Annotated in this window: 22 protein-coding genes and 1 pseudogene; 18 read left to right on the forward strand and 5 right to left on the reverse strand. The window is 40.1% G+C overall.

The annotated features are described in order from the left end of the window. Positions 1-2: 2 nt before the first annotated feature. The 5 genes from CJ483_RS21325 (at position 3) to CJ483_RS21345 (ending at position 4,913) form a co-directional block, all read left to right on the forward strand. The gene (locus CJ483_RS21325; protein ID WP_120037420.1) at positions 3-1,265 is read left to right on the forward strand and encodes a methionine gamma-lyase family protein; all 1,263 of its coding nucleotides are present in this window, start codon (positions 3-5) and stop codon (positions 1,263-1,265) included. A gap of 135 nt (positions 1,266-1,400) precedes the next feature. Further along, positions 1,401-1,802 (forward strand): MerR family transcriptional regulator, encoded by a 402-nt coding sequence (locus CJ483_RS21330; RefSeq protein WP_120037422.1) that lies wholly within the window; start codon positions 1,401-1,403, stop codon positions 1,800-1,802. 40 nt (positions 1,803-1,842) lie between these two features. Then, entirely contained in the window at positions 1,843-3,177 is a 1,335-nt protein-coding gene (gene glnA, locus CJ483_RS21335; RefSeq protein ID WP_120037423.1) for a type I glutamate--ammonia ligase, read from the forward strand. Between the two features lie 248 nt (positions 3,178-3,425). Then, a complete protein-coding gene (locus CJ483_RS21340; protein ID WP_120037425.1) occupies positions 3,426-4,502 on the forward strand; it encodes a GGDEF domain-containing protein in 1,077 nt (358 codons plus the stop codon). A gap of 189 nt (positions 4,503-4,691) precedes the next feature. Then, positions 4,692-4,913: a hypothetical protein gene (locus CJ483_RS21345; RefSeq protein ID WP_120037427.1), complete on the forward strand. Its 222-nt coding sequence runs from the start codon at positions 4,692-4,694 to the stop codon at positions 4,911-4,913. A 516-nt stretch (positions 4,914-5,429) separates the two neighbouring features. Here CJ483_RS21345 and CJ483_RS21350 read toward each other — a convergent pair. Further along, positions 5,430-6,209, reverse strand: a complete 780-nt coding sequence (locus CJ483_RS21350; protein ID WP_120037429.1) for an alpha/beta fold hydrolase — start codon at positions 6,207-6,209, stop codon at positions 5,430-5,432. 589 nt (positions 6,210-6,798) lie between these two features. Here CJ483_RS21350 and CJ483_RS24675 point away from each other — a divergent pair. After that, positions 6,799-6,939, forward strand: coding sequence for a hypothetical protein (locus CJ483_RS24675; protein ID WP_182917123.1), 141 nt, complete (start codon positions 6,799-6,801; stop codon positions 6,937-6,939). A 283-nt stretch (positions 6,940-7,222) separates the two neighbouring features. Here CJ483_RS24675 and CJ483_RS21355 read toward each other — a convergent pair whose 3' ends face one another. Continuing rightward, on the reverse strand, positions 7,223-7,768 hold the full coding sequence (locus CJ483_RS21355; RefSeq protein WP_120037431.1) for a CPBP family intramembrane glutamic endopeptidase: 546 nt from the start codon (positions 7,766-7,768) through the stop codon (positions 7,223-7,225). 401 nt (positions 7,769-8,169) lie between these two features. Here CJ483_RS21355 and kynU point away from each other — a divergent pair, with 401 nt between their 5' ends. After that, entirely contained in the window at positions 8,170-9,456 is a 1,287-nt protein-coding gene (gene kynU / locus CJ483_RS21360) for a kynureninase (protein ID WP_120037433.1), read from the forward strand. A gap of 259 nt (positions 9,457-9,715) precedes the next feature. On the opposite strand, the gene lexA is transcribed toward kynU, so the two are convergent. After that, a complete protein-coding gene (gene lexA / locus CJ483_RS21365; protein WP_120037435.1) occupies positions 9,716-10,333 on the reverse strand; it encodes a transcriptional repressor LexA in 618 nt (205 codons plus the stop codon). Positions 10,334-10,488: 155 nt separating this feature from the next. Between lexA and yneA the strand changes: the two genes are divergently transcribed. The 6 genes from yneA (at position 10,489) to CJ483_RS21395 (ending at position 14,910) form a co-directional block, all read left to right on the forward strand. After that, positions 10,489-10,812 carry a cell division suppressor protein YneA gene (gene yneA, locus CJ483_RS21370; RefSeq protein WP_120037437.1) on the forward strand — a complete coding sequence of 108 codons (324 nt, stop codon included), beginning with the start codon at positions 10,489-10,491 and terminating at the stop codon, positions 10,810-10,812. A 6-nt stretch (positions 10,813-10,818) separates the two neighbouring features. Next, a complete protein-coding gene (locus tag CJ483_RS21375; RefSeq protein ID WP_120037439.1) occupies positions 10,819-11,475 on the forward strand; it encodes a YneB family resolvase-like protein in 657 nt (218 codons plus the stop codon). 111 nt (positions 11,476-11,586) lie between these two features. Beyond that, the gene (locus tag CJ483_RS21380; RefSeq protein WP_120038197.1) at positions 11,587-11,820 is read left to right on the forward strand and encodes a DUF896 domain-containing protein; all 234 of its coding nucleotides are present in this window, start codon (positions 11,587-11,589) and stop codon (positions 11,818-11,820) included. A 143-nt stretch (positions 11,821-11,963) separates the two neighbouring features. Further along, entirely contained in the window at positions 11,964-13,970 is a 2,007-nt protein-coding gene (tkt, locus tag CJ483_RS21385; RefSeq protein ID WP_120037441.1) for a transketolase, read from the forward strand. Positions 13,971-14,167: 197 nt separating this feature from the next. Further along, positions 14,168-14,614 (forward strand): sporulation inhibitor of replication protein SirA, encoded by a 447-nt coding sequence (gene sirA / locus CJ483_RS21390; RefSeq protein ID WP_120037443.1) that lies wholly within the window; start codon positions 14,168-14,170, stop codon positions 14,612-14,614. An 80-nt stretch (positions 14,615-14,694) separates the two neighbouring features. Further along, on the forward strand, positions 14,695-14,910 hold the full coding sequence (locus tag CJ483_RS21395; RefSeq protein WP_120037445.1) for a YneF family protein: 216 nt from the start codon (positions 14,695-14,697) through the stop codon (positions 14,908-14,910). A 91-nt stretch (positions 14,911-15,001) separates the two neighbouring features. Here CJ483_RS21395 and CJ483_RS21400 read toward each other — a convergent pair whose 3' ends face one another. Continuing rightward, positions 15,002-15,193 (reverse strand): aspartyl-phosphate phosphatase Spo0E family protein, encoded by a 192-nt coding sequence (locus CJ483_RS21400; RefSeq protein WP_120037447.1) that lies wholly within the window; start codon positions 15,191-15,193, stop codon positions 15,002-15,004. A 209-nt stretch (positions 15,194-15,402) separates the two neighbouring features. On the opposite strand from CJ483_RS21400, the gene CJ483_RS21405 reads away from it, so the two are divergent. The 3 genes from CJ483_RS21405 to CJ483_RS21415 all read left to right on the forward strand — a co-directional run bounded on the left by CJ483_RS21405 (position 15,403) and on the right by CJ483_RS21415 (position 17,145). Further along, positions 15,403-16,110: a cytochrome c biogenesis CcdA family protein gene (locus CJ483_RS21405; RefSeq protein ID WP_120037449.1), complete on the forward strand. Its 708-nt coding sequence runs from the start codon at positions 15,403-15,405 to the stop codon at positions 16,108-16,110. Positions 16,111-16,206: 96 nt separating this feature from the next. Continuing rightward, complete coding sequence (locus CJ483_RS21410; RefSeq protein ID WP_120037451.1) at positions 16,207-16,566, forward strand: response regulator; 360 nt, start codon at positions 16,207-16,209, stop codon at positions 16,564-16,566. A gap of 90 nt (positions 16,567-16,656) precedes the next feature. Beyond that, complete coding sequence (locus CJ483_RS21415) at positions 16,657-17,145, forward strand: CcdC family protein (RefSeq protein WP_182917177.1); 489 nt, start codon at positions 16,657-16,659, stop codon at positions 17,143-17,145. A gap of 35 nt (positions 17,146-17,180) precedes the next feature. Here CJ483_RS21415 and CJ483_RS21420 read toward each other — a convergent pair whose 3' ends face one another. Beyond that, positions 17,181-17,606 (reverse strand): DUF2621 domain-containing protein, encoded by a 426-nt coding sequence (locus CJ483_RS21420; protein ID WP_120037455.1) that lies wholly within the window; start codon positions 17,604-17,606, stop codon positions 17,181-17,183. Positions 17,607-17,817: 211 nt separating this feature from the next. On the opposite strand from CJ483_RS21420, the gene CJ483_RS21425 reads away from it, so the two are divergent. Then, positions 17,818-18,963 carry an exonuclease SbcCD subunit D gene (locus CJ483_RS21425; protein WP_120037457.1) on the forward strand — a complete coding sequence of 382 codons (1,146 nt, stop codon included), beginning with the start codon at positions 17,818-17,820 and terminating at the stop codon, positions 18,961-18,963. Between the two features lie 17 nt (positions 18,964-18,980). After that, a pseudogene (locus tag CJ483_RS25860) lies at positions 18,981-19,553 on the forward strand (AAA family ATPase); the annotation flags it as partial. Between the last annotated feature and the right edge of the window lie 459 nt (positions 19,554-20,012).

The raw sequence follows: 20,012 nt of genomic DNA on the forward strand, positions 1-20,012 counted from the left end.
TTATGTTTGAATTATTGACACAAGGAAAAACTATTCAGCCGATTGCCGAGGAGGCTGAGGCCCAGATTGCCGATGTACATCGAGGGATTGAAAAAACGGCGGAATTAAACCAATTTCGGGTGCTTGAAAGCTTTAGAAAGCACCGGGTAAGTGAATTTCACTTTACTCCTTCCACCGGATATGGCTATGATGACAGCGGTCGTGATACACTTGAGAGCATTTATGCTGATGTGTTCGGAGGAGAGGCAGCGCTTGTCCGGCCGCAGATTATTTCTGGGACGCATGCAATTTCGATCGCTTTGTTCGGTATATTGCGCCCAGGAGATGAGCTTCTTTATATTACGGGTGACCCTTATGATACATTGGGAGAGATTGTTGGAATTTCCGGCAAAGGAAATGGATCGCTGAAAGAATTTGGTATTTCTTATCAAAGCGTTCCGCTTGCTGAAGGGGGACGGCCGGACTATTCAGCCATTCGGGCAGCTATTAAGCCAAATACCAAAATGATTGGCATTCAGCGTTCTAAAGGGTATGCTGTCCGCCCTTCGTTTACCATGACGGATATTAAAGAAATGATTGAATTTGTTAAAAAAGTAAAAAGCGATGTTGTTGTCTTCGTTGATAACTGTTACGGGGAATTTACGGAAGAGCAGGAGCCTTGCCATGTGGGAGCTGACCTAATGGCTGGTTCATTAATTAAAAATCCGGGAGGCGGCCTTGCAAAAACAGGCGGTTACATAGCAGGGAAGGCAGAATACGTGGAAAGCTGTTCTTATCGGATGACTTCACCAGGGATTGGTGCCGAGGCAGGCGCGAGTCTGTACAGTCTGCAGGAGATGTACCAGGGTTTCTTTCTTGCTCCGCACGTGGTAGCGGAGAGTTTAAAAGGAGCCATCTTTACAGCAGCGATACTAGAAAAAATGGGAATGAATACGACTCCTAAATGGCACGAGAAAAGAACTGATCTCATCCAGGCTGTCCAATTTGATGACCGCGAGAAGATGGTCGCTTTCTGTCAGGCGATTCAAAGTGCTTCTCCGGTTAATTCCCATGTGACTCCTTATCCTAGTTACATGCCTGGTTATGAAGATGATGTGATTATGGCAGCCGGGACGTTTGTGCAGGGAGCAAGCATTGAACTGTCTGCAGATGGGCCGTTACGCCCACCCTTTGCCGCTTATGTACAAGGAGGGTTAACGTACGCCCACGTAAAAATTGCGGTCTGCTACGCATTAAATGAATTAATCGAGAAAAAAATGTTATAAAAAATGGCTGCAAGTAGCAAATGCTCTTGCAGCTGTTTTTTTATAAATTTTTTCATGTTAGAAAACCTAACATGTGTTTGACATATAAAGTAACAGGGTATAAAATAAATAACATAAAGAAAGGAGAGATCATTGATGAGCAGCAAAATCAGGCGTTCGATGCCATTATTCCCAATGGGAACAGTGATGAAACTAACAGATTTATCCGCCAGGCAGATACGCTACTATGAAGAACATCAATTGATTCGTCCAGAACGGACTGCAGGCAATCGCCGGCTCTTTTCTTTGTATGATATTGACCGTTTGCTCGAAATTAAAGATCTGCTTGATGAAGGTGTCAATATGGCAGGTGTGAAAAAAATCTTATTGAAGGAAGATGAGAGCATACATAATCAAGTTAAGAATGAATTGAGCAAAGAGAAAAAGATTTCCACTGATGAAGAAGTAAGGAAATTGTTGCGCAAGGAATTTATTAATGCTGGTCGTTTTTATCGAAACGATCTTCCGCCCGGAGATCGCTTTCGTTATTTTCATTAAAAATAAACACAACGTATGATCTTGAGGAGGAATTATTTGTATGGGCAAGTATACAAAAGAAGACATTATGAATTTGGCGAGGGAGGAAAACGTTAAATTTATCCGGCTGCAATTCACCGATATTTTAGGAACCATTAAAAATGTGGAAATCCCAGTGAGTCAATTGCCGAAAGCACTGGATAACAAAATGATGTTTGATGGATCCTCTATCGAGGGATTTGTGCGTATTGAAGAATCTGATATGAATTTATATCCGGATCTTGACACATGGGTAGTATTCCCTTGGACAGCGGAAAAAGGAAAAGTAGCTCGTTTGATTTGTGACATTTACATGCCAGATGGCACCCCTTTTGCTGGAGATCCGCGCAGCAACTTAAAGAGAATTTTGAAGGAAATGGAAGAACTCGGTTTTTCTAATTTCAACTTAGGGCCTGAGCCAGAGTTTTTCTTGTTTAAATTGGATGCGAATGGCGAACCTACATTAGAGCTTAATGATAACGGTGGCTACTTCGACTTGGCACCGACAGATCTTGGAGAAAACTGCCGCCGTGACATCGTGCTAGAGCTGGAAGAAATGGGCTTTGAAATCGAAGCTTCCCACCATGAAGTGGCGCCGGGACAGCATGAAATTGACTTTAAATATGCCAATGCCTTAACTGCTTGTGATGAAATCCAAACATTTAAGTTGGTTGTCAAAACGATTGCGAGAAAACATGGGTTGCACGCAACCTTTATGCCGAAGCCGCTATTTGGTGTAAGTGGATCAGGCATGCACTGCAATATGTCATTATTCAAAGATGGCAAAAATGCATTTTATGATGAAAATGGCGAGCTGCAATTAAGTGAAACAGCTTATCAATTTATCGCTGGTACCATCAAGCACGCGAAAGGATTTACAGCTATTACAAATCCTACTGTAAACTCCTACAAGCGCCTTGTCCCTGGCTATGAAGCGCCTTGTTATGTTGCTTGGTCTGGTCAAAACCGCAGTCCGCTGATCCGTATTCCATCTGCTCGCGGCATGAGCACACGTGTGGAAGTGCGCAGTGTAGACCCGGCAGCAAACCCATACTTAGCAATGGCTGTCCTTCTGCAAGCAGGACTTGACGGCATTAAAAACAGCATGACACCGCCGCCTGCCGTTGATCGCAACATCTACACAATGAACGAAGAAGAAAGGGAACGTGAAGGTGTAGAGGATCTGCCAGGTACATTAGCAGAAGCACTTCGCATGTTAAGAAAAGATGAAGTTATTCAAGCAGCCCTCGGCGAACATATCCTTGAACACTTCATTGAAGCAAAAGAGATTGAGTGGGACATGTTCCGCACACAAGTCCACCCTTGGGAACGCGAACAATATTTACAAATGTATTAATAGTGAAACCCCTTGAGCCACTTGGCTTCAAGGGGTTTTTGTTTGAAGGTAAACCTCATATAGTGTCAGCTTTTTGATTCTTGCCCCCTTTTCTGCCCCGGACATAATAGTTGCTGTATATTCTTTAAAACGCTCAATAGCATCTGTTTCAATTTTTTATAAAAGAAATAGAATTAATTGAGCTGATTTTATTGGTTCCTGGTTTTAACTTTCCAGTAAATGTGATAAATTTCCTTAAGGTGATAAAAATGATTATTAAAGATCTCTTTGCGAATTTGACTATAATTATTTCTCTTTTATTTATATATGCCCATCTCACAAAAAGTTCTCCTCTTCGTTCTAGTCCCTCCATTAAAAGAAAGATACTTGTGGGGGCAGCGGGAGGGCTTGCTAGCAATGTATTGATGCAATACAGCATAGAGATTGGAACAACGATTATTGATTTACGGCATATTCCTGTTATTTTATTAGCCTCCACTGGTGGAGCATTGCCTACAGCTATTTCTGTAATGTTCGTGATGATAGGTAGGTTTTTGATTGGGGTTAACCTTTCATCCTATGTTTCTATCATGTTTATCGTTTCTGTTGCGATATTTTCCATATGGATTTCAAAAATTCAGTTGACCAGAAATACAAAAATATTATACATGTTAACTTTTTCTAATATCTCTTTTTCTTTTACTGTTATTTATTTAATTGAAGATATTTCTTTTCTTTTATATTTAATCCCACTGTATTGGACTATCTCCTATGCGGCTGGGTATCTTGCTTTTTATATCCTTGAATTTTTACGTGATAGTCAGATGCTGCTGGAAAAGTATAAAGAGGAGGCCAAAATAGATGGACTAACAGGTTTGAACAATGTACGGCGATTCGATGAAGTGTTTAATAAGCTAACTACTGATGCTAAAACAAATAACAAACCTTTATCCCTTCTTTATATTGACGTTGACTTTTTTAAAAGGATAAATGATACATATGGACACACCGAAGGGGATGCTGTTTTAAAACAATTAGGTTTACTTCTACGGAAAGGCACAAGAAGCTTTGATTTGGTGAGTCGTAATGGAGGAGAGGAATTTACAGTAGTGTTAATAGATTGCCAATTGAATAGGGCAATTGAAATAGCTGAAAATATAAGAAAAGCAGTAGAGAAAAACAAGTTTTCATTGAATGATGGCCAAAAAATCACATTGACAATTTCCGTTGGAATTGCAAGTTATGGAGATACTACCAATAATATAAACATGTTAATTGAAGAGGCGGACAGAGCATTATACCAAGCAAAAAAATCGGGGCGTAATAAAATTTGTGTAGCTGACTGAATTTGTTTTTTCTTAATAACCGAGCCGTTAAGCATCTAATAAGATGGGGGTGTTTTTAAATGAAAAAAACAGTACATTGTACTTAGTATGACTACCAGTCTCAAAAACGCAATCAATACGTTGTAACTATTTACCAAATAAGGGGTTATAAGATACGCTATTAGCAAGCATTGTTAATAGGAGGAGCATATGAGATTTGTTTCGAGAGCATTTTGGATTTCGATTATCTGCTTAGTATTAGAGGTCTTAATTTGCGGTGTGATTTCTGGAACAGCAGAATATAAAGGAAGTACTTATCAGGCAGACTTTTTCTTCCGGTTAGGTATTAATCTGGGAGTATTTTTTACTTTGTTATCAATGGTTATGGGGGGTGTTTGGCTAATTATGAAAATGACTATGAGAAGAGCTTGAGACTTGTGGCTACAGGTCTCTTTTTTATGCAAAAAGGAATATAGGTTATGAGACCTGGTTGCACCGATCATCCTAGCGCTGGTAGATTTGTTTAAAAGAACAAGTATGATCAAAAAATAATTTTCTTCCATTATTGGCGCTGTTCATTAGACTAGTCATAGTATTGGCAGCCACGTCCCTTACTGATTTAGAGTTAGGTTATCGCTTATGGGCGAGTGGCTTATCCAGACTCTCAGCAGTTGAATTATTTAAGTTAGGGAACAAAAGAGAAGAACATTCAAAGGGGATAGACTTATGACAAAAACCGCTGATCTATCACATCATCAAGGCATCATCGACTGGAGAAAGGCAGCAAAAGAATAGTAGAATAAAGCCCCTGTCCTTAGTTGGATGAGGGCTTTTATTTAGATGGATTAAATATGGTTGATTTTTTATTTGAAATACACAAAACGCAGGATTTTATAATGATTAGAACTTTTATTTTTTACTAATCATACAGGCAATATCAAACAAACATCAGCTTATCACTATACAATCCTGTGGTAAACCATCCTCATTTATCCATGTTTCTACCATGCGATTAAAGAAGTCAGGCATTGCCAAAGGCGCTCCATGTCCAATATTAGGTATACCTATACCTATGCAATGAGAATTAGCATCTACAATATCCTTTGCGGATTTTTTCATGATGGCTTTTTCCTTCTCGCCTACAGTAACTAATATTTTTCCATTTGCCTTTTTAAAATCTGCAGGTATCCCAAACGATGTGTTTTCTTCTAATACTCTCACAAGAGTGTCAGGCTTCATTTGACAACTTTCTTCATAATATTTTTCAAAGTAGTCTTTGCTTATATATAATGGTTTTGCTTGTAATTGTGAAAACCATCTATTTTTAATTAATGGAAAGGATAATCTGATAGTAGGTCGAATTAGTTTTTTAGCGTATGGAATGGGTCTGACAACAGCACTATTTATTATGGCAAAATCAATTAAATCTGGTTTCATACTTAATAGTTGAATGATAACTTGAGAACCCAGAGAAAACCCAATTAAAATTACTTTCTTCGTCCCTGCTTTTTTCTCGATTAATTGGATCAATTCTACTGCACTAGTCTTTATGGAGAAATTAATTTTGTGATTGTTTAGCCCGTGTTCAGGTAAATCTGGAACAATGCAATGATAATGGGCGAAGTATTGAACTTGTTTATCCCACATCCAACCACTTACCCCACCACCATGTAAAAATAGCATCAAAGGAGCGCTCTCATCGCCATGTTCTTGATATTGTAAGGCCAAATCATCCACCTCTCTTATCTAGGAATGTAAGTTTTGTTAAATGCTGTTAATCTATTATCCCATAAAACTTTTTGAAAAGTTAGTGATTAGCTTATGAAACAGCTTTTTATTGTTATTTTTTGGAGGATTATAATTTGATGTAGGAGTATAGCTATTAACGATAAAAATGAGGAGAGTAGAGTGGTTCGTTCACTAGAAGGTGTAAGCACGTTTGATGAACTAGAGGGTTGGGTGGTTAAACAAGGGGATGAAACTGAATGTAGAAATAACGGTTGGTGGTAGTTTATGTTTTTTTGAATAGGAACAGGGAAAACATAAACCAAAAAGATCGGAGGGATGGAACAGAGCACTAATTTTTTCTAGCTGTCTGTTTGGCAATCATTCAGAGGAATTACCCGAGCGTGGGAAGAGTAATTTTTTGGTCCTTTTTCTTCGATCTTGCCGTACATTTCTTATTATTTTTAGCGCTCTAGCGAGAAGTGGCCATACGCTTTTCGACAGTATGGCCTCTTGTTATGCTGACTTTTTGAGGAGTCTATTCCTGCCAGGTGTAGAAGCAAATTCAATAGAAATAAAGGAGGCGTAATGAATGAATCTTCTTTGCATCAAAGCGATGGAAGCATTTAAAAAAGATGCTGAACGTCGGGGGCAGAATAAAATCCAATTGGAAAGGATGAATGACAAAAAAGGACGGCAAAAATCCCTAAATAATGATTTGAAGAATCGTTAGATAGGGCAACACTGCTTTTAAGGTATGAGCGTATTAAAAAAGGGCATGTCAGATTTGCTCGGAGCCCTTATTTTTCCGAATTAGTTGATAGTAAAAATAAAAGCCCTGGCCCTATTATTCATGGAGGACCAAAAAGCATATTTAAGAAAGCAAAGAAAAGCAGATTTACAAAGTTTAAGCCATCTACGACAGATAAGCTCACCGAGGAAGAATGCCGATATATTGAAAATACATTAATCTTTTTAGCCCTTGATACAGACAAAATCAAGGGCTTTTTGTACAGTTAAATGTTTCTTGTAAAAGTTGTTTGGCTTTCTTTAGGCAAGGGCTTAACAAATAAAAAAGACCGCATATCGATGACGATGTGAAGAAGGATTGGGAATAAAAGGGAGCCGGTAGCTAAATAAGTACGGGCAAAAATAAAACCAATGAACCCGGTAAGCAAGAAGCCTTTCCAGCCTTGATAAATGTGCCCAAATCCAAAAATAACGGCAGAGATAATGATTATATACATTGGTTGAATGTCAATTGGCAGACTCGACAGGTAATGAATAACAAACCCCCTGTAAATAATTTCCTCGCAAACACCTGCCGTTATAGCAACGAAGATAGATAATCTTCTTTCTTGTTTAATTGTGGGCAATAAGTAGTCGATGTCTGCTGTTTGCTTGTTTAAGCGTTGTTGATAAGCCGGTATTTTCATTAGAACAAATAGTAAAATAAAGAGGCCTGCCAGAAAGCCGAAGATCATGCCGAGCGCTTCTGAATGGGGTTGCTGCGGAAGGGTTATTCCCATATCTTTAAACGTTATTTTTGTCATTACTATCATGAGAAGGATTGCTGCTACAATCGTCCATTCTGAATAAATGGCAAATTTAAAGAATCTTACTCTCGAAAGGGTATCTTTTCTCTCCTTTAACGGTTTTGTGTATTTAACGTCGAAGAAAGGATAAATTAAAAGAAGGAAAGCTAGTAATAAAGACTCTAAAATTAATATTGATATATAAATTTACTCCTGTTTTACCTCTATTATCTCATGAGGATGGAAATTTATGCAACTAATGACCTAAATAACCTATCTTACTTTAGAGTAACTTTAAATTATTTTATTACTCTTTATTGCTTAATACACAAAGGTTTTTATGTTTTTAAGAATAAGTGACGGGCTAATCATTTATCGTTATAGTAGAAATTGGAAGAATGAATATAGAGAATAGAGGGGATGGACAAATGGGTAAAAAGCAGTTTGATTCTTCTCAGGAATATGCCTGCAAGCTTGATCAACAGGATGAGCTGGCATCCTTTCGCAACGAATTTTATATTCAAGAAGGAATCATTTATCTTGATGGTAATTCGTTAGGATTACTGTCCAGACGATCAGAAAAATCGTTGTTAGAGTTGCTAGATTCGTGGAAACAGTTCGGAATTGATGGGTGGACAAAAGGGGGTTATCCTTGGTATGACCTCTCGGAGCGGCTTGGTGGGAAGCTGGCATCGTTAGTTGGGGCACGGCCTGAGGAGGTAATAGTGACTGGTTCCACAACAACGAATCTGCATCAGATGATTGCCACCTTTTATGAGCCGGAAGGCAAACGAACAAAAATACTGGCAGATGAACTTACGTTTCCTTCTGATATCTATGCGCTACGAAGCCAGATTCAGCTGAAAGGCTATCATCCAGAGGATCACTTGATTCGCGTACAAAGCCGCGATGGGCGTCTTATTGAAGAAGAAGATGTGATTGAAGCAATGACAGAAGAGGTGGCTTTAATCGTCTTGCCGAGCATTCTTTACCGGAGCGGGCAAATTCTTGACATAAAGCGCATAACGAAAGAAGCCCATAAACGCAACATTTTAATTGGCTTCGACCTGTGTCATTCAATTGGAGCAATTGAACACCAATTGAACGAATGGGAAGTAGACTTTGCGGTTTGGTGCCATTATAAATATTTAAATAGCGGTCCGGGCAGTGCCGGTGGATTATATGTAAATAAAAAACATTTTGGCAAGCTGCCAGGTCTTGCCGGATGGTTTGGTTCCAACAAAGAGAAACAATTTGATATGGAGCATACGTTCACGCCGGCAGAAGCGGCAGGAGCCTATCAGATCGGCACACCTCATATATTAAGTATTGCTCCATTGATCGGTTCACTCCAACTCTTTGAAGAGGCGGGTATAGAGAACCTCCGAAAAAAGTCTTTATGTATGACGCGTTATATGATCGAGCTCACTTCAGAAGAACTGAGCGAAGCCGGTTTTAAGATAGGGAATCCCTTGGAAGACAAGAGACGGGGCGGTCACATTTATTTGGAGCATAAAGAAGCTGCACGAATTTGTAAGGCGTTAAAAGTGAATGGAGTTATTCCAGATTTTCGAGCCCCTCATGGGATCAGGCTTGCTCCAGTCCCTTTATATAACACGTATGAAGAGGTGTGGAAAGCGGTGCAGATTTTAAAGAAGATTATGAAGGAGGAACAATATAAACAGTTTGAGAATGAACGTGGCATTATTGCGTAAGTGGGGAACTCAATCATCAATTTTTTCTGCCTCTGGCCTATAAAGGTCCAGGGGTTTTTGGTGGTTGAAGAGACTCTGACTCTCTTGCTTTTAATCTAGCAATGGAACTTTCGATTGTTGTTCGGTGAATGGCTTTTCTCATTAAACAATCATATCTTCTTTAGGCTCGTCATATGATAGGTTAACTGCTTCTATTACTCTTGCAAAAAAGTTAAAACTCCTTTCCGCACAATAGAGCAGAAAGGAGTTTGTCCGGCAGTTAATGGATATCCCGGTAGACGCCAATCACTTTGCCAAGAATAGTAGCAGACGACAGAATAATTGGTTCCATGGATGAATTTTCAGGTTGAAGGCGAATAAAGTCTTTTTCTTTAAAAAAGCGTTTAACGGTGGCTTCGTTTTCCTCGGTCATCGCTACAACTATTTCGCCATTTTTGGCTGTCTGTTGCTGGCGTACGACGACATAATCACCATTTAGAATGCCGGCTTCAATCATACTGTCGCCCATGATTTCCAGCATAAATACATTGTCATCGGCAGGTGCAAGCCGCTCCGGTAAAGGAAAATATTCTTCAATATTTTCGATGGCGGTAATAGGCATTCCGGCTGTTACTTTCCCGATTAATGGCACACTTACTACTTTTTGTCTCGGTACGCTTTCTTCCAATTCCAATATTTCGATCGCGCGTGGTTTCGTTGGATCGCGGCGGATCAGTCCTTTGCTCTCCAGACGAGAAAGATGGCCATGGACAGTGGAGCTGGATGCCAATCCAACTGCTTCCCCGATCTCGCGCACGGAAGGAGGATAGCCTTTTGCTTTAACTTCAAGCTTGATGAAGTCCAAAATATCTTGCTGCCTCTTCGATAATTTTGTCATTTGTCTGCACCTCTTAGATTATCTCTTTTCTGTATTATAACATGTCACTTTTTAGGATACAAACATAAGTTCGAATGAAATCTTGACTCAAACAAATGTTCCTATTAAAATAAAGATAAATATACGAACGAGTATTCGCTTGAAGGGGATGTTGAATGATGAAAGTGTTTGTTAAAAAGAATTCTTTTGTTCTGTTATTTATGGCTGTTACAATTATGGCAGGAAGCATGCTGATCTTTAATGTGAGTGAGAAACGTCTTCCTTACGAAGAAATCACCGTACGGGAAGGGGACTCTCTCTGGAGCATTGCCAGACAGTATAATAACAGCAAGGAAATGGAAGAAGAGGACTTTATCATGTGGATACAAAAAGAGAACAAGCTGCATTCCGTTAAAATATTACCGGGAGACACTCTCGTTATTCCCATTACTTCGCATTCATCTCATACTGGCGGCCAGATCGCTTTTAAAGGAGAGTAATTTCAAGTGAAAGCTATTATATATTGCCGTGTAAGCACAAAAAAAGAAACACAGGAAACGTCGCTTCAACGGCAAGAGGAAGAACTGCTCAGCCTTGCCTTCCGAAAAGGATGTGAAGTGGCAGCAGTGATTAAAGAGCAAGTGAGTGGCTATGAATTAGATCGGCCGGGAATACTTGATTTGCTAGATCTAGTGAAAAAGGAATCGATTGATGCTGTACTGATTCAGGATGAAACACGAATTGGACGAGGCAATGCTAAAATTGCTTTGCTGCACTGCTTGTTTAAAGAGGGAGTAAAAGTATTTAGCATCGCTGATGATGGAGAACTGCAGCTGTCAGAATCAGATTCAATGGTTATTCAAATTGTTAGCATGGTAGAAGAATACCAGCGGAAGATTCATAATTTAAAAATCAAGCGAGGAATGAAACGGGCGGTAGAAAACGGTTTTCGACCTGAAGACAATTTAAAGAATAGAGGAAACCCAGCCGGAAGAGAGAGGAAGGAAGTGCCGATGGAAGAAATTGTCCGTCTACGCCGCAATAACCTTACTTTCGAAGAAATAGCTGCTACTTTAAACGGCTTTGGTTATCGGGTATCTAAGGCGACAGTTCACAGACGATTTAAAGAGTATGTTGAACAGGCGGATAAAGATCTTGAATAGGCATCTTTCTTGTTTATTCCTTTCCCTTTTAATAAAATAAAGGTAAGAATATATTAAAGAAAAAGAAAGGAGAGTCTGCTGATTTATAACGAATTGGCAGTAACCCCATCTATGCTTTCTCAAGATAAACTAGCTCGTATTAATGAGCTTTCCAAGAAATCAAAAACTGAAGGGCTGTCCGCAGAGGAACAAGCAGAGCAGACAAGCCTGCGCCAAGAATACTTACGTGCTTTTCGCTCGTCCATGAAAAATACAGTGGAATCGGTGCGTATTTTTGATCCTGAAGGCAATGAAGTGACACCTGAAAAAATTAAAGACATTCAAAAACGTAAAAGAATGCATTAATGAGCCGGCAAACGCTGGCTTTTTTATATGGAGTAAACGGAAAAGAAAATGACAAATAATAGATCTTCTCAGACATCTTGTATATTTTGATAAAGACCTATATATTAAGAAGGAACAATATTTGTAAGGAAAGGGAGTTTTCCATGTTTGATACAGTTGATCAATTAGCAGTGAATACGATCCGCACACTTTCTATAGATGCGATTGAAAAAGCGAATTCTGGGCATCCGGGTCTGCCGATGGGAGCTGCTCCAATGGCTTATACATTGTGGAGCCGTTACATGAACCACAACCCGAAAAATTCAAAATGGTTTAACCGTGACCGTTTCGTTTTGTCAGCAGGACACGGGTCTATGCTGTTATATAGCCTTCTGCATTTATCGGGCTATGATTTATCAATGGATGAAATTAAAAATTTCCGCCAATGGGGCAGTAAAACACCAGGACATCCAGAATACGGACACACGGACGGTGTAGAAGCAACGACCGGTCCTCTTGGCCAAGGGATTGCTATGGCAGTTGGAATGGCAATGGCAGAGAGACACTTAGCTGCCGTCTATAATAAGGACCAATATAACGTAGTCAATCATTATACATACACACTTTGCGGTGATGGAGACTTAATGGAAGGTGTGGCTTCCGAAGCAGCTTCCCTTGCAGGTCATCTAAAGCTCGGCCGTTTAATTGCTTTATATGATTCCAATGATATTTCTCTTGATGGCGATCTTGATAAGTCCTTCTCTGAAAGTGTGAAAGACCGCTTTAAAGCCTATGGATGGCAGTATCTCCGTGTTGAAGACGGAAATGACATGGAAGAGATCTCCAGAGCGATTGAAGAAGCGCAAAAAGACGAATCACGGCCAACACTGATTGAAGTAAAAACAGTTATCGGATATGGCTCACCTAATAAATCCGGTAAGTCAGACGTACATGGAGCGCCGCTTGGCGAAGATGAAATGAAGCTGACAAAAGAGTATTACAAATGGACATTTGAGCAGGATTTTCACGTGCCTGAGGAAGTATACGGCCGTTTTGAAGAACTGATTGTTCAAAAAGGCCAAGCTGTTGAGCAGGATTGGAACCAGCTGTTTGAAGAATATAAAAAGCAATTCCCTGAACTTGGCCAGCAGCTTCAGGCTGCGATAAACGGAGAGTTAGCCGAAGGATGGGACAAAGATATCCCATCTTACGAAGAAGGTAAATCGTTAGCAAGCCGGGCTTCATCAGGAGAAGTATTAAATGCGATTGCAAGGAACCTTCCAACTTTCATCGGCGGATCTGCTGATTTGGCCGGCTCTAATAAAACAACCATAAAAAATGAAAAAGACTTCTCACCTGTTGCTTATGAAGGCCGTAACATTTGGTTTGGCGTACGGGAGTTTGCAATGGGAGCGGCGATGAACGGAATGGCGCTTCACGGCGGTCTGCAAGTGTTCGGCGGAACATTCTTCGTATTCTCCGATTACGTACGTCCGGCGATCCGTCTATCAGCTTTGATGGGGCTGCCTGTTACTTATGTGTTTACTCATGATAGTATTGCGGTGGGAGAAGACGGACCGACGCATGAGCCGATTGAGCATTTATCCGCTCTTCGCTCCATGCCGAATCTTTCGGTTGTCCGCCCGGCGGATGCGAATGAGACAGCTGCTGCTTGGAAGTTGGCTGTTTCTTCGGAATCAACACCGACTGTGCTTGTGCTGACTCGTCAAAACTTGCCGACTATTCGAGGCACTTCCGAAACAGCGACAGAAGGAGTGTCAAAAGGGGCTTATGTTATTTCAGCAGCCGAAAAAGAGCAGGCAGACTTGCTGTTGCTGGCTACCGGATCGGAAGTGAGCTTAGCGGTGGAAGCACAAAAAGCTCTCCAGCAGGAAGGCATCCATGCGTCTGTTGTCAGCATGCCGTCATGGGATCGCTTTGAGAAACAAAGTCAGGAATATAAGCGCTCTGTTCTTCCAAAAGAAGTGAAAAAGCGCCTTGCGATTGAAATGGGCTCTTCCCTTGGATGGGAACGTTACACAGGAGATGAAGGCGAGATTATCGCTATTGACCGATTTGGCGCTTCCGCTCCTGGAAATAAAGTGATGACTGAATATGGTTTTACAGTTGAACATGTAGTTTCACGGGCAAAAGAACTGTTCAATAAATAAGAAGATACATGAGAAAGGCTGGGGTAGCTGTAAAGCAACCCCGGCTTTTTTTTGTGTTGAAAAGTGAATATAGATTTGAATCGCGTGCCATTCTGACCCAATCGACAAAACTAGTGAACGTTTTTTCCAAAATTCAACAACCTTGACGATGGTTCTTTCTTATAATAAGGAAAAGGACAAGCAGGAGGTAAAAGTAAATGAGAAGCTATCAAATTTACTGGATCGGAGAAGAATTCGCTCATTATTTTTACGGGCGTGAACAGAACTTTTTTCAGTTATTTTTTGAAAGCTCTATCGGACAAAAAAGTGAGAAGAATATAGTGGAAAAGCAAATTCAATATATTACAAAAGAATTTTCGATGCGATCCCTCGCCTCTATTTTGAAAGAAGCGTTAATGGGTAAAGACAGCTTTGCGGTTGAAAAAAACAACCTTTTTACGATTGAACTTCCAGAAAAGAAGGGGAAAGCCGTTTTGTCCGCTGAGGCGAAATGCCTTCACTTGAAGGCACGGGGAAGTTACGAAGCGGAGACCGTTTTCTTTTATTCCTTAAAAAAGTTGAATGCTTGTCTCTTCGCTGTTGATTTCGAACGAAAGAATTATGGCTGGCTCGAGCCGATCAGGAAAGAAAATTTATTTAAGTAAAGAAAATTTCTCTTTCATGTTGTATAATATCCTTTGGTTTAGTAAACTTTTAGTAGACGACATGAAGGAGGAAGTAGTATATGTGGTATGTACTCGTCGGGATTCTGGCTCTGATTGCCGGAGTTGCGCTTGGATTTTTTATAGCCCGTAAATACATGATGGACTATTTAAAAAAGAATCCGCCAATTAATGAACAAATGCTGCGAATGATGATGATGCAGATGGGCCAAAAGCCTTCGCAGAAAAAAATAAATCAAATGATGGCACAAATGAACAAGCAATTTGATAATAAATAAACGGCGCTCGGTTATTGAGTGCTTTTATTTTTTAGATTTTGTAAAAATAAGCATAAAAATGAGCAGATGTTTTTGGGACTCTGCTCATTTTTTAATTAGGTACTTGTTTTTGATAAAGAGGGACCGAAGAATGAACGTATTTGCGATCGTAGTCATTTAACAAAAGATCAAGCTCTTGGCTGCATTTAACGGCAAGCGGAGAGTTTAATCCTTTAACAGTGACAATGTGAAATAGCTCCAACCGCTTTTTCTCTATAGCATCCAATAAGTCGTCTTTATGCACGGCGGAAAGTCCTTTCTATGCAATAATAGGTCAGTGTTCGTTGGTTTCTCTAGTATACCCAATCTTTTACTTTTTTTCAAAAACAAAGTTACTTTAAATTGAGGGATTTCCTTTTTTCGGAAGGATGGGGACACAAATTATTCATATCTCTTTCTTTCGATTCCTGCTTGAAACTTTGTTACAATATCAATGAAAGGCAGGAGGTTTGATTGAACGATCTTAACTTTTTATTAGCTTTTGGAGCAGGGTTTCTCAGTTTTATTTCACCATGCTGCTTGCCTCTCTATCCCGCATTTCTTTCTTATATTACGGGCATGAGCGTTAGTGAATTAAAAAATGAGAATAAAATGCTGCAAAAAAGAAGTTTGCTGCATACGTTGTTTTTTCTGCTCGGTTTTTCTTTAATATTTATATCATTGGGTTTTGCTTCGACTGTTATCGGCAATATACTGGCTCAGTACCAGGATTTAATTAGACAGATTGGTGCCATCTTTATTGTATTTTTCGGTTTAGTTGTGACGGGTATTTTGCAGCCGAAATTTTTGATGACCGAACGGCGGCTTGAATTCAAAAATCGTCCGAGCGGCTATCTGGGCTCCTTGTTAATCGGCCTCGCATTCGCTGCAGGTTGGACACCGTGTACTGGGCCTATTTTATTGTCAGTTTTTGCTCTTGCGGCAAGCAATCCGGGATCAGGACTTTTATATATGATTGCCTATACGCTAGGATTTTCTATTCCGTTCTTTATACTTTCTTTCTTTATCGGCCGCATGAAATGGATTCGCACCCACAGTGGAATCATTATGAAGGTTGGCGGTTATATTATGATTGTCATGGGAGTCGTACTTTTCTTTGATTGGATGACAAAAATTATTATTTTCTTGAGCCCGTTGTTTGGCGGCTTTACTGGATTTTAACTTTATCTATTGATTGCCTTCTTTTGTGTAAACAGGTATATTTAGGATAAAGACATATGTTACATTATTTTCCAGACAAGAGGGGGCATCAAGCCAGTGGCAGGGGTATTAGTTGTAGACGATACAAAATTTATGAGAGTGACACTGATAGATATGTTGACGAATTTGCGCCATCAGGTTTTAGGGGAGGCTGAAAACGGGGAAGAAGCGGTACGACAATATCGAAAACTAAGGCCAGACATCGTTATTATGGACATTACCATGCCTATTATGAATGGTATTAAAGCATCGAAACGAATCTTATCAGAATTTCCTCAAGCAAAAATTATCATTTGCTCAGCGATGGGGCAGCAAAAGATGGTAATGGAAGCGATTGAAGCGGGAGCAAAAGACTTCGTTACTAAGCCCTTTGATGAGGTTCGGGTAAATGAGGCATTACGCCGTTTAATAGATTAAGCTGTTTTGAACGGAGGCGGCTTTTGTCTTTTCCAAAAAAATTGATTATAATAACTAAGCAAATGTAAAAGATAAGGAATGATGAAGATGATGCTTGTTGCTTCATCCGTTTTAGCAGTAATCATGGGAATTACAGTGATATTTGTTCGTATGAAGGCCTCTAAGAAACCGACATCGGCCAATAAAATTATGCTCCCTCCGCTCTTTATGAGCACAGGAGCGCTTATGTTTATTATACCGGAGTTTCGGGTCACGTTTATGGAGTTGTTGGAAGCCGTAGTTGTAGGGATGTTATTTTCGATCTTATTAATTAAAACTTCAAATTTTGAAATTCGTAATGATGATATTTATTTAAAGCGATCAAAAGCGTTTCCTATTATTTTAATTACCCTGCTAATCATTCGGGTCGTCGGCAAGGTTGTGCTGAGTTCAACGATTCATCTTGGCCAATTAAGCGGAATGTTTTTCCTTCTTGCCTTTTCAATGATCATCCCATGGCGCATTGCTATGTACAGACAATATCGAAGCTTGCGGACTAAATTAGATCAAGATTCACTTGGTGGAAATCCGCTTTCATGAAAAAAAGAGCTTGCGTTTGATGCCGCAAGCTCTTTTTAAAATAAATGTTCGTAAGGAGTTAAATCCATCTTCATTTCGTTTAATTTCTTACGCAAAAACTTATGATCCCTCTTTGGAGTAGCAATGATATAACCTCGTATTACTAAATCCTGCGTAATCTTTCCCGCTTTTTCTTTTAATGCTAATTCACCGATTTTTCCAGCGATTTTTTGACGAGCCACATCCCGGAAAAGTTCAGGAACGGGACTGACGAGTTCTTCCAATAGTTCTTTTTCCGGCTTCTTCCACATGCTTCTTGTCTGATCAACATAATATTCTTCCCAGTCCATATCTGATTTTCCATCTGCTTTTGGCAGCCGTTTTAAAAACTTGCGAAACATAAAAAATCCGCCGATCGCGAAACTGCCGACCAGAATAATTACCCACAAAAGGATGAAATAAGAAAACCAACCTTGCAGCATGATGCCAACCTCCAAGTCTTTCTTCTATCGCTACTAATTATAGACAAAGGAGAAAATGGATACAACAGTTAATGATGATCCTATCATTTTAGCGTAAAAAGGCTTCATAATAATTAAGATTTACTATTTAGCTATTTGTAAAGAAAAGCAATTTGCTTTCTTTATAATTTCCTATACTATGAAAAGAGAGACTTTATTAGAGGTGACAGAAGTGAAATTTATACATACAGCAGACTGGCACTTAGGCAAGCTCGTCCATGGAGTTTATATGACAGAAGAGCAGCGTGAGGTTTTACACCAGTTTGTAAAAATAGTAGAAGATGAGAAGCCGGATGCCGTTGTCATAGCCGGTGACCTATATGATCGATCTGTACCGCCAACAAGCGCTGTAGAGCTGTTAAATGAGATGCTTTTCAAAATTAATGTGGAGCTGGAGACACCGATTGTAGCCATTTCTGGGAACCATGATAGTTCAGAACGTCTTTCATTTGGTTCCTCCTGGTTTCAGAATAGCCAGTTTTATTTGAAAGGAAAGGTGGACGATCAATTTTCACCTGTCCGGATTAATGGGGTTAACTTTTACTGTGTTCCTTATGCAGAACCGGGCACAATCCGGCAGCTGCTTGGTGACAGTTCGATTCATACCCATCAAGATGCCATGAAGTGCCTAATAGGCAAGCTGGAAAAAGAGATGGACTATAGAGAAGTGAACATATTTGTCGGCCATGCCTTTGTTCTCGGTGGAAAGACAACAGAGTCGGAAAGAACGTTGTCGGTGGGCGGATCGGGCTGTGTAGATGCTGGATTGTTTGCTCCTTTCCATTATACGGCGCTCGGTCATTTACATAGTCCGGATGCGATAAAACATGAGAAGGTACGCTATTCGGGCTCTCTGCTGAAATATTCGTTTTCCGAGGTAAATCAGCGCAAGAGCATTTCGATTGTGACTGTTGATGAAAAGGGAGCGCTCTCTATAGAAGAAAAAACACTCCGTCCAAAGAGAGATATGCGCTCATTGGAGGGAACGATGGAGGAGCTGCTTGACCCTGCCCGCGTTCAAAAGGAAGCGGCAGAAGATTATTTAAAAGTGACTCTTCTTGACCGTGGAGCAATTATTGACCCGATGGGCAAGCTTCGGCAAGCTTATCCAAATATTCTTCATTTAGAGAGACAAATTGATGTGATTGATCAGCGCAAAAAAGAAAGCTATGGAATGAAACGGGAAGAGAAAAAGTCTGATCTTGCCCTTTTTGCTGATTTTTACAGTCAGATGACAACAGATAGTTTCACAAATGAAAAAAGAAAAGTGATAGAGAGAGTTATTCATGAGGCACAGCTGGAGGCGAATCAAAAATGAAGCCAGTCAAATTAATCATGCAGGCATTTGGCCCTTATGCGGGGAGGGAAGAGATTGATTTCAGGCAACTGGAGAATCGGACCATGTTTGTCATTTCAGGAAAAACCGGCTCCGGAAAAACAACTATTTTTGATGGGATTAGCTTTGCCATATACGGCCGGGCAAGTGGAGAAGAGAGAACGGGAAGCGATCTGCGCAGCCAGTTTGCCGCAGACAGCCTGTTAACAGAGGTATCGCTCGAATTCTCTTTGAAGGGACGCAATTATCTGATTTACCGCTCTCCCCAGCAGGAAAAGAGAAAAGAGCGCGGGGAAGGGTTTCGGACTATTACTGCAAAAGCAGAACTCTATGAAATCGATGACAGTGGAGAGAGAAAATTGATTGCAGCAAATGTCCGAGAAGTGGACGAAAAGGTAAAAGAAATTATCCAGCTTGATGCGAATCAATTTAGACAAATATTGATGATTCCCCAGGGCGAGTTCAGAAAGCTGCTCGTTTCCGACAGCAAAGAGAAGGAGAAAGTGCTGCAACGCTTGTTTCACACTCAATTTTATAAATTGATAGAAGACAAGTTAAAGCACCAGGCAGATGAATTAGCGAAGAAAGTGGAAAGTGGGCAAAAAGAACGAGCGCAATTATTGGACAGCATCGAACCCGCCACCGACAAAATGAGCGAACTGCTTGAGCAAGATCCTCGAAACGAGGCAGCCATTCTTTCACAATTAAAAGTAGATATTGATTTTCTGTCGGAAAAGTTAGTGGGAATGAAAGAGGAAATTGAACAACAACAAAATGCACGTGATGAATTAACCCGAAATATTCATCAGACAAAGCACATTATCCAGCAAATCGCCCGCAAAGATGAGCTGGAGGAAGAGAAAAAAGGACTAGAAGCTAGAACGCCTGAAATCGCCGAAAAAACAAAAGAAATTGAACGGGCAGAGAAGGCAAAGAACTTAGGGCACCAGGAAGACTTGTGCATGCAGTTAAAGAAACATCTGGATGAAGATGTAAAAAGGGCAGAAGAATCACGCATAACATTTATCAAT

It is taken from the genome of Bacillus sp. PK3_68, assembly GCF_003600835.1.
In the GTDB taxonomy this organism is placed as follows: domain Bacteria; phylum Bacillota; class Bacilli; order Bacillales; family Domibacillaceae; genus Pseudobacillus.

Excerpts from the sequence above, each read along its gene's own strand:
- CJ483_RS21420 (WP_120037455.1), bottom strand. The coding sequence starts at position 17,606 with ATGCTGCAAGGTTGGTTTTCTTATTTCATCCTTTTGTGGGTAATTATT.
- kynU (WP_120037433.1), top strand. The coding sequence starts at position 8,170 with ATGGGTAAAAAGCAGTTTGATTCTTCTCAGGAATATGCCTGCAAGCTT.
- CJ483_RS21345 (WP_120037427.1), top strand. The coding sequence starts at position 4,692 with ATGAGATTTGTTTCGAGAGCATTTTGGATTTCGATTATCTGCTTAGTA.
- lexA (WP_120037435.1), bottom strand. The coding sequence starts at position 10,333 with ATGACAAAATTATCGAAGAGGCAGCAAGATATTTTGGACTTCATCAAG.
- CJ483_RS21340 (WP_120037425.1), top strand. The coding sequence starts at position 3,426 with ATGATTATTAAAGATCTCTTTGCGAATTTGACTATAATTATTTCTCTT.
- CJ483_RS21325 (WP_120037420.1), top strand. The coding sequence starts at position 3 with ATGTTTGAATTATTGACACAAGGAAAAACTATTCAGCCGATTGCCGAG.
- CJ483_RS21330 (WP_120037422.1), top strand. The coding sequence starts at position 1,401 with ATGAGCAGCAAAATCAGGCGTTCGATGCCATTATTCCCAATGGGAACA.
- CJ483_RS21380 (WP_120038197.1), top strand. The coding sequence starts at position 11,587 with ATGCTTTCTCAAGATAAACTAGCTCGTATTAATGAGCTTTCCAAGAAA.
- CJ483_RS21415 (WP_182917177.1), top strand. The coding sequence starts at position 16,657 with ATGCTTGTTGCTTCATCCGTTTTAGCAGTAATCATGGGAATTACAGTG.
- yneA (WP_120037437.1), top strand. The coding sequence starts at position 10,489 with ATGATGAAAGTGTTTGTTAAAAAGAATTCTTTTGTTCTGTTATTTATG.
- CJ483_RS24675 (WP_182917123.1), top strand. The coding sequence starts at position 6,799 with ATGAATCTTCTTTGCATCAAAGCGATGGAAGCATTTAAAAAAGATGCT.
- CJ483_RS21395 (WP_120037445.1), top strand. The coding sequence starts at position 14,695 with ATGTGGTATGTACTCGTCGGGATTCTGGCTCTGATTGCCGGAGTTGCG.
- tkt (WP_120037441.1), top strand. The coding sequence starts at position 11,964 with ATGTTTGATACAGTTGATCAATTAGCAGTGAATACGATCCGCACACTT.
- CJ483_RS21355 (WP_120037431.1), bottom strand. The coding sequence starts at position 7,768 with ATGATAGTAATGACAAAAATAACGTTTAAAGATATGGGAATAACCCTT.
- sirA (WP_120037443.1), top strand. The coding sequence starts at position 14,168 with ATGAGAAGCTATCAAATTTACTGGATCGGAGAAGAATTCGCTCATTAT.
- glnA (WP_120037423.1), top strand. The coding sequence starts at position 1,843 with ATGGGCAAGTATACAAAAGAAGACATTATGAATTTGGCGAGGGAGGAA.